This window comes from Streptomyces sp. NPDC057939 (genome assembly GCF_042887545.1).
Lineage (GTDB): Bacteria > Actinomycetota > Actinomycetes > Streptomycetales > Streptomycetaceae > Streptomyces.
Genome location: NZ_JBHVPG010000002.1, coordinates 14,818 through 25,992 on the forward strand (window position 1 = coordinate 14,818; position 11,175 = coordinate 25,992).

Here is an 11,175-nt window from a genome sequence, read left to right on the forward strand (position 1 = left end):
CGGTTCACCCCCTTGCCCCACCTATCGATATTCGATAGATTTCCATCGCAAGTCGATGGAGGGATGAGTCATGGGAAAACTGACGGTGCGGGCGCTCCGCGCCGTGCTCGCGGTGGTGCTCACCGGAACCGTGTTCGTACAGGTGTCGATGGTGTGGGCGATGGCCACCGACCCGGAGGACGGGTCGCTCCCGCTGAACCCGCTGCGCGTGATCGTGATCCTGGGGATGGTCGCGGGCCAGGTCGCCCTGGGCAGCGTCTGGCGACTGGTGGCCATGGTGCGCCGCGGAACCGTGTTCTCGCACGCCGCCTTCCGGTACGTGGACGCCGTGATCGGCTCGATCGTGGCGATCGCCCTCCTGTGGTTCGTGGTCACGGCGATCAACGCGCCGGACCAGCGGGAGGACCCGGGCGTCACGGTCATCATGGGCGGGATCGGCCTGGCCATCCTGGGGGTCGCGCTCATCGTGCTCGTGCTGCGGATGCTCCTCGTCCAGGCCGTGGCGCTCGATGTGGAAGCGGCTCGCATGCGGGCCGAGTTGGACGAGGTGATCTGATGCCGATCGTCGTCGACATCGATGTGATGCTGGCGAGGCGGAAGATGTCCGTGGGCGACCTCGCGGACCGCGTGGGCATCACGCCCGCCAACCTGGCGGTACTCAAGAACGGCCGCGCCAAGGCGGTGCGCTTCGCGACGCTCGCCGCGCTCTGCGAGGTACTGGAGTGCCAACCGGGCGACCTGCTGCGCTGGGAAGCCTAGGGCCTGTCGTCGAACTCCCGTCTGCCTCGCGGCGCCCGGCACGCGCTGGGACGTCGCGGCGGACGAGGCGCCACCGGCGCGGGTCCGAGAGCACCCGGCGGCGCAGCGCGCCGACCCGGCCCGTCCCGGCGGGTTCAGAGGGACCCGACGACCTTGCGCGGGACGACGCGGACGACGACGCGTTCGCTGTCGTCGGCGGATGCCGGGTTGAAGTCCGCGTACTCCTTGCCGGTGTACTTGCGGGAAAGCGCGTTGATCAGCTGCTGGCCGCCCTCGGTGGTGAGCTCCGCCGTGCCGCGGACCTCGGCGTAGGTGTACGGGGCGTTGTGCGGGTTGATCAGTACGGTCACCCTCGGATCGCGCCGCAGGTTCTTCTCCTTGCGACGCCCGACGGTGGTGGAGAAGAGCAGGTCGTCGCCGTCGCGGGCGAGCCAGGTGACGGACACCTGGGGACTGCCGTCGGGCTGGATCGTGGCGATGGAGGCGAAGACCGGGGTGTCGTCGATGATCTGCTTCAGGTCGTCGGAGAGCGCAGCCGTCACGGTCGAGTTCCTTTCAGCGGGGTACCGCCCAGGTGCGCGGACGGCGTACCCAGCTTTGCAGAGACCGGCCGACGCGGAACATCTCCTCCCGCCGGCGCGGCGAGGGGCGGACCGGCGACGGCTCCGGTTCACTCGAACGGCCGCCCGTCGGGCCCCGCCGCGACCGGGTGGACACGCGCGGACAGCGGTGGACAGTACCCGGCGCCGTCGACTCTGGCCGGTGGACACCCCCCGAGGCGAGCCTGTGTGCCGTGCCGGTCGAACACGACCCCGCGCACCCGCACATCCGCACACCGAGGAGCACCACCATGACGCCCCGTCCGCCCCGCGCCATGACCGTACTGATCGCCGCCGCGGCCCTCTGCGCGTCCACGGCCGCAACCGCAACCGCCGCCACGACCTCCACCGCGACCACCACCGCCCATGTCTCCCATGCCGCGCACGACGCCGGACGCCGCGCGCCGAGGATCGTCACCGAGTGGGCCCGGGCCTGGAACGGCACCAACCCCCGTGCGCTCGGCGACCTGTTCACCGCCGACGGCACCTACACCGACCAGGCCGTGGGCATCACCTTCCGCGGCCGCAAGGAGATCTCGGGCTGGAAGGCCCGCGCCGACCGCCTCATCGACGACGTCCACGTCACCGTGCGCACCACCCGCCGCGACGGTGACCGGATCAGCGTCGAATCCGTCTACTCGGGCCACCTCAAGGGCGCGCCCAAGCCCTTCGCCGTGCCGATGACCACGCTCCTCGACCTCGACCGGAGCGGATGCCTCATCGCCTCCGACCAGGACCACTACAGCCTCGCCACCGTCCTCGCCCAGTCCGGCCTGCCCGCGGATTGGACCCCGCCCGCCTCCTGACGGCAGCGGCTCGGCGCCGGCCGGGCAGGCCCCCGGCTCCTGCCCGAACCGGCTGGAGCCGGGGGCCTGCTGGGGTGGTGGGGGCGTAGTGCATCATCAGGGTGCCCGTGCACCGTGCCCGAAGGATTTGATGATGAGACGTTCCGTACCCGCGGCCCTGGCCGTCCTGCTCGCAGTCGCCGCGACGGCCGGTTGTGGCGGGCAGACTTCGAAGGCCGGCGCCGACGGTACGGCGACCCCCACCGCCGCCCCCGCGACGAGCGCCCCGGCCGCTCCGGTGAAGGCGCCCCCGCTCTCCGCGGAGGAGGCTCGGGGCGTCGTCAAGGACCTGACCGCGAAGGTCGAGGCCGTCAACCCCGACGCCGAGTACTGGAAGGGCGTCACCGGGGGTCCGCTGCTGGCGCAGCAGCTCGCGGTCGTGGAGACCGGCAAGAAGTACGGAGCCGATCAGCCGCCGAGCCCCGGCACCCCTCCGAAGACGGACCCTGCGGTGCACACGTGGAGCACCGGCAAGGACGACGGCAGCGACCGGTGGATATTCGGCGCCCACGAGATGGAGGGTCGTACCGTCGGTGTCGCCAAGAGCGAGACCGTGCTGCGCTGGTCGCTGTTCCACCAGGAGCGGACGGGCGGGCCCTGGCTCGCGACCTTCGTCGCCCGCGCGCCCGCGACGACCGATCTGCCCGGCATCGCGGTCGGGCCCGACGGCCGGGCGGTCACCGGCGGGGACGTGGCCGGGCTCGCCGCCGACCCGGCGAACGTGTGCGGGCAGTACGGCGACCACCTCCACACCGACACCGGCACGGGCGGTGTGAAGTGGAGTCAGGACATCGCCGAGGTGAAGGCGGGCTCCGCGGCGGGCCTCAAGGCGATGCGCAAGGACCTGGGCAAGGGCGGCAAACTCGATGTGAACGTCGACATCGACCGCGCCCCGCACGGACCCGTCTGGCGCACCACGGACGGTGGGGCCCTCGTGGCCTGCACCGCCATCAGCCGGGTCCACACGGAGCTGGGCCCGGGACGTTCGACGACCTTCAGCAGCAGCGGCTGGGCCGGCACGACGGGCATCCCGTGGGCCTCGTACACCCAGCGGATCATGGGCCTGACCGTACTGAGGGTTCCTGCGGGCGCTTCGGGCGAGGTGTCCGTCGCGGCCGAGTCGAACCTGCCGTACTCCTTCGACGGCACCAAGTACACCGGCTGACGGGTCCGGCGGGGCCTGCCGGCAGCGGCGGGCGCCTCGCGGGCCCGGGGCGTCAGGAAGCGCTTCGAGCTCCGACCACTCATGCGGATCACTCATGTGATTTCACGGTCGCAAGTCATAGCATCGGATCATGTCGCTTACCCAGCCACGGGTTGAACTGTGCCCGCTCACCCTCGCCGACCAGGACGAGTTCTGCTCGCTCGTGAGGGCCAGTGCGGAGCTCCACTCGCCGTGGATGCAGTTGCCCGCTACCGCGGAGGATTTCCGGAACTGGATGGTCCGTTTCGAGGACGGCACCAACAAGGGCTTCGTGATCCGCGTTCGCGAGACCGGGGTCGCCGCCGGCACGGTCAACATCAACTCGATCATTCGGGGCCGCTACCAGGGCGCGTCCCTCGGGTACGCGGCCTTCGCCCCGTCGGCGGGGCGCGGATACATGGCGGAAGGGCTCGCCCTCGTCATGGAGTACGCCTTCGGCGACCTGCGGCTCCACCGGCTGGAGGCGAACATCCAGCCGGCGAACGAGGCGTCGTTGTCCTTGATCCGGCGTCTGGGCTTTCGCCACGAGGGCCTGGCGCCCGACTACCTCTGGATTCGCGGTGCCTGGCGCGACCACGAACGTTGGTCGATCACGGCGCCGACTCCCTGGACACCGGACCCCTCCCGGCCCGAATTCTAGGAGGGCCGGGGGGCGCGGCGGGCGGACCGGGGCGTGTTTTGGAAGAGGGCCGGGCGAGACTTTCGGAACACGCCCTAGTGGCGGGCTTCGATGCCGCGGGCGGCCAGGATCCCCGGGGCGTCGGGGAGCATGTGCGCCAGGGCGAGCCCGCCGGTGAAGACCTTGAGGTTGGGCAGGAGGTCCAGGTCGTCGAGGGACCGGATGTCGAAGAGGTCGTCCTCGCCGTCCCAGACCGGGGCGCACTCCATGTAGACGCTGTGTCCGCCGTCGAAGGTCAGTTCATCCACGGTGGCGAGCAGTTCGGCGGGGATCTCCAGCTCCTCGAAGTACGCGCGGGCCTCGGCCAGAACGGTGTACTCCAACTCGTTCCGCTCCACGTGCGCTTCGAGGTCCTCGACCCCGTGCGCCCTCATGTGATCGCGCAGGCTGAACTCGGGGCCGAGCGTCCGGTCCCAGTACATGAGCTTCTCGATGACGAGCAGCTTGAAGTTGAAGTCGCGAAAAACAGTCATGCCCCATCCATATCAGCGACGTCCGACGAGCCCGCCGGGAGGTCCTCCGGGAAGCGGGTCCGGCCGACGGGGTCGGCGCACCAGGTGTGCCTTCGGACTCCGTACGAACTTCGACCGCCCGGCGGAAGCAACCTGTACGGGTACTCGCACGTCATGCAGCCGGGGGGGTGGGGACGCGGGCATCCTGTCCGGGGCCCCTCGGTCGAAGGACGGCGGCTGCCATGAGGAGAGAAGGCGATGGATGTCGGATCCGCCCGGTTCGACCGGGCCTTTGACGTCCCGATTGCCGCTCCTGTCACGCACCGCGCACGTTGAGAGGTTTTTCCCATGCCCGTGGTCAGTCCCGATTTCAGCGTCCTGTCCGAGGACTTCGCCGCCTCCCCCTACCGTTGGTTCGCACAGCTGAGGGAACGGGCACCGGTGCACTACGAGCCTGCGATCGACAGCTATTTCGTCTCCCGCCACGAGGACGTGCGGCGGGTGCTGACCGACCACGAGGCGTTCACGACCGAGACGCTCCAGGTGCGCGCCGAGCCCGTGATGCGCGGGCCGGTCCTCGCCCAGATGACCGGGGCGGAGCACACCGCCAAGCGGAAGATCGTGGTCCGGAGCTTCACCGGCGGGGCCCTGCAACACCAGATGCGCGCCATCCGTTCCAATGCCGCCGAGCTCATGGCGCCGTTCCTCCGGCGCGGTCGCATGGACCTGGTCAACGACTTCGGCAGACCGCTGGCCATCCGCGTGACGCTCGACGTGCTCGGTCTGGACAAGAAGGACCGGCTGCAGGTGGCCGCTTGGCACAGCGGGGTCGCCGAGTTCATCACCAGCATGGTCCTCACTCCCGAACGCCGCCGGCACTGTCTGGACTGCGCCGAACGGCTGGAGGCCTACCTCCTCCCCGTCATCGAGCACCGGCGCGTGCACCCGGGCGAGGATCTGATATCGCGGTTGTGCACGGCCGAGTTCGACGGCATCGCCATGAGCGATCGCGACGTCACCGCACTGATCATCAATGTGCTGGCCGCCGCGACCGAGCCCGCGGACAAGACCCTCGGTCTGCTCTTCAAGCACCTCATCGACCACCCCGAGCAGATGACGCAGGTCCGTCGGAATCCGGACCTGCTGCCCGCCGCGATCGCCGAGACCCTGCGCTACACCCCGCCGGTCCAGCTCATCCCCCGCCAGGCTGAGGGGGACGCCGTGTTCGCCGGTTCCACCGTCCCCGCGGGTGCCACCGTCTTCTGCATGATCGGCGCGGCGAACCGCGACCCCGAGGCCTTCACGGCGCCGGACACCTTCGACATCCACCGCCCCGACCTGGGAACCGCCCGCTCCTTCACCGCGGCCGCCCAACACCTGGCCTTCGGCACCGGGCTCCACCAGTGCGTCGGCGCGGCCTTCGCCCGCGCCGAGATCGAGACCGTCGCCGCGATGCTCCTGCCCCTGCTCGACCGGGTCCGGTTCAGCCCCGATTTCCAGTACCGGGAGGCAGGCCTGTACACGCGGGGCCCGGTCGCCCTGCCCCTCGACTTCACTCCTGTCCCCGAGGGCGCCACCGCCCTTGAGTGACGTCCCCCCTTCCCCACCCCTCACCCATCCCTCCTCCCCCAGGCGAAGACACCCATGACGCAGACCACCGACATCACCCGGGCCATCAACGACCTGCTGTTCACCCCGGGTCTCGACCTCTCCGAGGCCATCGACAGGCACTTCACCCCCGACTACCGTCAGCGCACCAACGGCGTGTGGAGCGACCGGGCGGCCTTCACCCAGCACATGACGCGGCTGCGCACCCTGGTCGTGAGCGGACGCATCGAGGTCCACGACGAGCTCCGCGACGGACCGAACTACGCCGACCGCCACACCGTCACCATCACCCAGCACAACGGCCGTACGTCGCGCACCGAGGTGTTCCTCTTCGCCCGACTGGCCGAGGACGGCCGCTTCCGGCGCGTCGAGGAGACCACCCTCCTCGTCGAAGGCCACCCCGACGACGGGAACCTCGGGCTCGTCAAGTGAGGCGGACGGCCTTCGCGGGCCGCCGCCGCACCGGGTCGCGCACTTCTCAGACGTTGGAACAAGGGGGTTGGCCACCATGGTGTCCGTGGGGGAAAGACTGAGCCGAGCGCGCGTACGGGCCTTCGTGGGCCGGGACGAGGAGCTCGTACGCTTCGGGGAGGCTCTGGCCGGAGATCCGCAGGCGCCGTTCGCGTTCTACGTGTGCGGGCCGGGCGGCATCGGGAAGTCGACGCTGCTGCGACGGCTGGCGGACCACGCCCGCACCGCGGGTCGCCTGCTCGTCGAGCTCGACGGCCGGTTCGTCAGCCGGGACCCGGCCGATTTCGAGCGCGCCGCCGGGCCGTTCCTCGACGTTCCGGGCACGGTCCTGTTCGTCGACTCCTTCGAGCACTGCCAGTGGCTGGAGAGCTGGCTGTGGCACCACTTCCTGCCGCGCGCCGCGGACGACACCCTGGTCGTCCTCGCCGGACGGCGTGCTCCGCAGCCGCAGTGGACCGCCGACCCCGCCTGGTCCCGGCTGCTGCACGTGACCGAGCTGGAGCCGTTCTCCGCCGAGCAGGCCCGGCACCTGCTGGTCGCGGCCGACATCCGGCCCGAGCTTCGGGACCGGGTGCTCCGCTTCGCCGGCGGGAACCCCCTCGCCCTGTCCCTGGCGGCGGCGGCCGGGTCGGCGGGCTGCGGCAGCGAGGAGATCTGGGCCCCCTCGGCGGACGTCCTGCGCACCCTGCTGGCCGGGTTGATCGGTGAGGTGCCCACGGCCGCCCACCGCCGCGCCCTGGAGGTGGCGGCGCAGGCGCACTCGACGTCCGAGGAACTGCTCACCGCGGTGCTGCCCGACGAGGACGCCCACGTGTTGTTCTCCTGGCTCAGGGACCTCCCCTTCATGGAGTCCACGCACCGGGGGCTCCACCCTCACGACGCCGCGCGCGAGACGCTGGCCGCCGACCTGCGGTGGCGGGCACCCAACGCGTTCGAGACGATGCGCCGACGGCTGGCCGACGAGTACCTGCGCCTCCTGCGCGAGGGCCCCGAGGACCGGGGGTGGACGGTCACCGACGAGCTCTTCTACCTCTTCCGGGAGGGCGAGACCCTGACGCGGCTGCGTACCTGGTCCCGTGAGAGCGAGGTGCACGACCGCCCCCTGCACCCGGACGACCTCGACGTCGTACTGGCCATGGCCCAGGAGACCGAGGGGCCCGCCTCCGCGGAACTCGTCCGCTACTGGGCGCGGCGCCAGCCCCGGGCCTTCAGCGTCTACCGCCTCGTGAGCACCGGCCGGATCGTGGCGTTCACGGCCCGACTGGCCCTGCCGGCGCCTCCCGACCCGCAGGACCTGACCACCGACCCGGTCGTCGCCGCCGCGTGGCGGTTCACGGACGCCACCGCGCCGGTGGGCCCCGGAGAGGAGATCGGCATCAGCCGCTTCTCGATCTACCCCGAGCAGTACCAGGTCCCCTCGCGCGTCATCGACCTGAGCAGTTCCCGCGCCCAGGCGGAGGCGGCCCGGGCCCGCGGCCGCGCCTGGGGTTTCGCCGTCTACCAGGACGCCGAGACCTGGGCCGAACGCGTCAAGGGCACCCTCACCGACACCGGGGCGCGGCCGAGGGTCGGTGCGCACACCTACGGGGTGTTCGGCGTCGACTGGCGTCGGACGCCCGTGGAGGCCTGGCTACAGCGGTTCATATCGGCCACGGACATGACGGACGTCCCCGTCCTGTCCGGACCGTCGCCCGTTTCGCGCGGCGCGTTCGACCAGGCAGTGCGCGAGGCGTTGGCGCACTGGCGCGACGGGAGCGGTTTCGCCGCCTGCGCGCTGCTGCGCACCCGGCTCGTGGCCGATTGCGAGGAACCCGTCGGCGCGTTGCGCACCCTGCTGCGCGGGGCCGTCGACGACCTGGCCCTCGACCCGCGCGGGGTGCGCGCCCGCGAGGCCCTGACCGCGGGGTACTTCTCGGGGGCGCCGACGCAGGAGGCGGCGGCCCGTCGCCTCGGACTTCCGTACGGCACCTACCGGCGCCACCTGCGTCAGGGCCTGGACCTGCTCTGCGAGGCCTTGTGGCAGCGGGAGCTGCACGGTCCGCGGTGACCCGTCAGCGCACCTCGATCCCGATGAGGCAGGTGTCGTCGTCGGTGTCGGACGCGGTGTGTATCAGCATGTTGTCGAGGCGCTTTTCGAGGGAGTCCGCCGCCCGGGACGCGACGGTGAGGAGCTGCGACAGGGAGTCCGTGACCGCGATGTCGCGGCGTTCGACGAGGCCGTCGGTGTACATGAGCAGGACGTCACCGGCGTGGAGTTGCACCTCTTCCTCGACGAAGGTCGGCTCGGGCAGCGCCCCGAGGAGCATTCCGCCCGTGAGGGGGAACGCGCCGGCTCGGGTGCCGCGGACGAGTACGGGTGGCAGGTGGCCCGCGCGGGCCCACCGCAAGGTGCGGGTTTCGGGGTCGAAGATGCCGCAGACGGCGGTGGCGGTGAGGTGGCTGGTGAGGTGGAAGGCCACGCTGTTGAGCCAGGTGAGGAGTTGTGCCGGGCCGGCTCCGGTGACGGCGAGGCCGCGCAGGGCGTTGCGGAGGACGACCATGCCGGTGGCGGCCCGGACGCCGTGGCCGGCGACGTCACCGACGCTGAGGAGGATCTTGTTGTCGGGCAGGACGACGGAGTCGTACCAGTCACCGCCGACGAACGCCTCGGTCTCCGCGGGTCGGTAGCGGACGGCGATGCGCAGTCCCGGTACTTCCAGGGGTGCGGGAGCCGGCGGCATGATGGCCTGCTGGAGTTGCAGGGCGAGCCTGCTGCGGTCGGCGGACTCGGCTTCGCTGTCGGCGAGTTGGTCGCGCGTCGCGGCCAGGGCGACCTCGGTCCAGTGTTGTGAGGAGACGTCCTGGCAGGCGCCGCGGATCGCGTGGAGGCGGCCCCGGTCGTCCAGGACGGGCTCGGCCACCATGCGGATGTGGCGGGTGATGCCGTCCGGGCGCATGAGGCGGAAGTCGACCGATGATTCGCGTCGGTGGTGCAGGAGGGTGCGCAGGAACCGGCCGATGGAGTCCACGTCGTGGGGGTGGGCGTGGGTGGCGAGGTCTTCGAGGGCCACCGGTGAGGCGGTGACGGGGAGGCCGAAGAGGCTGAAGAGCTGACCGTTCCAGGTGGTCTTCCCGGTGGTCACGTTCTGTTCGAAGCCGCCCACCCTGCCGAGCCGTTGGGCGTGTTGCAGCAGGCCGGCGAGGCGTGCGGTCTCGTCCTCGATCTTCCAGATGAGGAGGAGGGCCGCGCCGTGCCGGGTGATGCTCACGTCGGCGACCGTGGTGAGGGGCACGTCACCGACGAACGCGGTCAGCGCCGTGCTGAGGACCTGGCAGGCCTCCCCGGTGGCGTAGGCCCGCTCCAGTTTGTCGAAGAGGCCGCCGTCCTCGGCCGCTGCCGGGTACGCCTCCAGGAAACGGGCCCCGGTGACGATCGACCGGGGTCGTCCGGCGGGGTCGACGAAACGGCTGTTGGTGTGGTGGATGCGGAAGTCGGCGAGGCGGCCATCGTTGTCGAGGGCGGGGGTGAGGACGAGGGCCGGGTCGTGGAGGTGGTCGGTGAGGTCGGTGAGTTCGGCCACCGCTCCCGGGTGGGCGGTGTCGGTGGCGACTCCCGGGTGGGGGGACCGTTCCTCCAGGGTGTGCGCGCACAGCTCGGCCAGGGCCTCCAGTTGCCGCAGGATCTGCGGGGGTTGCGGGGGCAGCGCCCGGGGCCAGGCGATCTCCAGGACGCCGTGGATGCGTCCGCCGGTGCCGGAGGGGACCACGACGCGTCCGCCGTCGGGGTGTGGCCGTCGACCGATGGTGGGGACGCCGGCCTCGGACAGGCTCGTGACGACCGTGAGGTCGCGGTTGGTCAGGGCGAGGCGGGCGCAGGTGGCGACCTCGGGCGGTACGTAGCGCCAGCGGGCGGCGTCCTCCCGGGTGAAGCCGGCCTGGCCCACCAGGGTCAGGGAGGAGTCGGCCGCGGCGATCCAGATGGCGACGCCGTGTGCGCCCAGCGGGCGGAGCGCGTTCTCCAGCAGGGCGGTGGCGACGGCCTGGGAGTCGGTGGCGGCGAGCACGCTGCTCTCGGCGGTGCGCAGACGGACGGCCGGTGCGCCGGCGTCGGGCCCGGCGGGCTCGACGGCGGTGTCGAGGAAGTGCTGTGCGATCTCGCTGACGCGGTCGCGGGCGGACTGGTTGATGACGTCGACGGCGAGGGCGAGGACGGTGGTGCCGGACTGTTCGGCCAGCGTGGTCAGCTGTCGGGAGGCCTCCGTGGGGCCGCAGCCCAGGCGGCCCACGAGGATGCCCTTGGCCATCTCGACCAGTGCCCGTCCCTCGGCGGCCGACTGGGCCTCCAGCGCCTCCTGGCGCAGCCGCTCCACGGTGGCGGCGAGGCGTCCCGCCCCGCCGGGTCCGCCGCCGGTCGGCAGTTCCGGTGGCGCGTCATGGGGCAGCGGCTCCGACGCGCGGGCGGCGGGGACCGCCCGCGCGTCGGTGCCGGGAACGGCCCGGTCGTGGTGGTGCGGCTGCGGGGCGGTGGGGTCGCCGGGGGTGGTGTTCACCGTGCGTGGTTCTTCTCCGTGGGATGGGC

At 71.6% G+C, this 11,175-nt stretch carries 11 protein-coding genes; 8 read left to right on the forward strand and 3 right to left on the reverse strand.

Translation table 11 applies throughout. The annotated features are described in order from the left end of the window. Positions 1-70: 70 nt before the first annotated feature. Positions 71-556, forward strand: a complete 486-nt coding sequence (locus tag ACFVS6_RS02345) for a DUF2975 domain-containing protein (RefSeq protein WP_389700060.1) — start codon at positions 71-73, stop codon at positions 554-556. Next, positions 556-759 (forward strand): helix-turn-helix domain-containing protein, encoded by a 204-nt coding sequence (locus ACFVS6_RS02350; protein ID WP_389700061.1) that lies wholly within the window; start codon positions 556-558, stop codon positions 757-759. Before ACFVS6_RS02345 ends, ACFVS6_RS02350 begins: the two co-directional genes overlap by 1 nt. A 134-nt stretch (positions 760-893) precedes the next feature. Here ACFVS6_RS02350 and ACFVS6_RS02355 read toward each other — a convergent pair whose 3' ends face one another. Further along, on the reverse strand, positions 894-1,301 hold the full coding sequence (locus tag ACFVS6_RS02355; RefSeq protein ID WP_389700062.1) for a PPOX class F420-dependent oxidoreductase: 408 nt from the start codon (positions 1,299-1,301) through the stop codon (positions 894-896). A gap of 308 nt (positions 1,302-1,609) precedes the next feature. Between ACFVS6_RS02355 and ACFVS6_RS02360 the strand changes: the two genes are divergently transcribed. The 3 genes from ACFVS6_RS02360 (at position 1,610) to ACFVS6_RS02370 (ending at position 4,047) form a co-directional block, all read left to right on the forward strand. Continuing rightward, the gene (locus tag ACFVS6_RS02360; RefSeq protein WP_389700063.1) at positions 1,610-2,164 is read left to right on the forward strand and encodes a nuclear transport factor 2 family protein; all 555 of its coding nucleotides are present in this window, start codon (positions 1,610-1,612) and stop codon (positions 2,162-2,164) included. A gap of 133 nt (positions 2,165-2,297) precedes the next feature. Continuing rightward, positions 2,298-3,368, forward strand: a complete 1,071-nt coding sequence (locus tag ACFVS6_RS02365) for a hypothetical protein (RefSeq protein ID WP_389700064.1) — start codon at positions 2,298-2,300, stop codon at positions 3,366-3,368. Between the two features lie 130 nt (positions 3,369-3,498). Then, the gene (locus ACFVS6_RS02370) at positions 3,499-4,047 is read left to right on the forward strand and encodes a GNAT family N-acetyltransferase (protein ID WP_389700065.1); all 549 of its coding nucleotides are present in this window, start codon (positions 3,499-3,501) and stop codon (positions 4,045-4,047) included. 74 nt (positions 4,048-4,121) lie between these two features. On the opposite strand, the gene ACFVS6_RS02375 is transcribed toward ACFVS6_RS02370, so the two are convergent. After that, positions 4,122-4,559 (reverse strand): DUF6892 domain-containing protein, encoded by a 438-nt coding sequence (locus ACFVS6_RS02375; RefSeq protein WP_389700066.1) that lies wholly within the window; start codon positions 4,557-4,559, stop codon positions 4,122-4,124. A gap of 327 nt (positions 4,560-4,886) precedes the next feature. Here ACFVS6_RS02375 and ACFVS6_RS02380 point away from each other — a divergent pair, with 327 nt between their 5' ends. From ACFVS6_RS02380 to ACFVS6_RS02390, 3 genes are all read left to right on the forward strand, one after another. Then, entirely contained in the window at positions 4,887-6,128 is a 1,242-nt protein-coding gene (locus ACFVS6_RS02380) for a cytochrome P450, cyclodipeptide synthase-associated (protein ID WP_389700067.1), read from the forward strand. Positions 6,129-6,182: 54 nt separating this feature from the next. Further along, positions 6,183-6,578, forward strand: coding sequence for a nuclear transport factor 2 family protein (locus tag ACFVS6_RS02385; protein WP_389700068.1), 396 nt, complete (start codon positions 6,183-6,185; stop codon positions 6,576-6,578). 85 nt (positions 6,579-6,663) lie between these two features. Further along, the gene (locus tag ACFVS6_RS02390) at positions 6,664-8,664 is read left to right on the forward strand and encodes an ATP-binding protein (RefSeq protein ID WP_389700069.1); all 2,001 of its coding nucleotides are present in this window, start codon (positions 6,664-6,666) and stop codon (positions 8,662-8,664) included. A 4-nt stretch (positions 8,665-8,668) separates the two neighbouring features. Here the strand turns inward: ACFVS6_RS02390 and ACFVS6_RS02395 are convergent, their stop codons facing one another. Next, positions 8,669-11,146: a SpoIIE family protein phosphatase gene (locus ACFVS6_RS02395; protein ID WP_389700070.1), complete on the reverse strand. Its 2,478-nt coding sequence runs from the start codon at positions 11,144-11,146 to the stop codon at positions 8,669-8,671. Positions 11,147-11,175 lie beyond the last annotated feature (29 nt).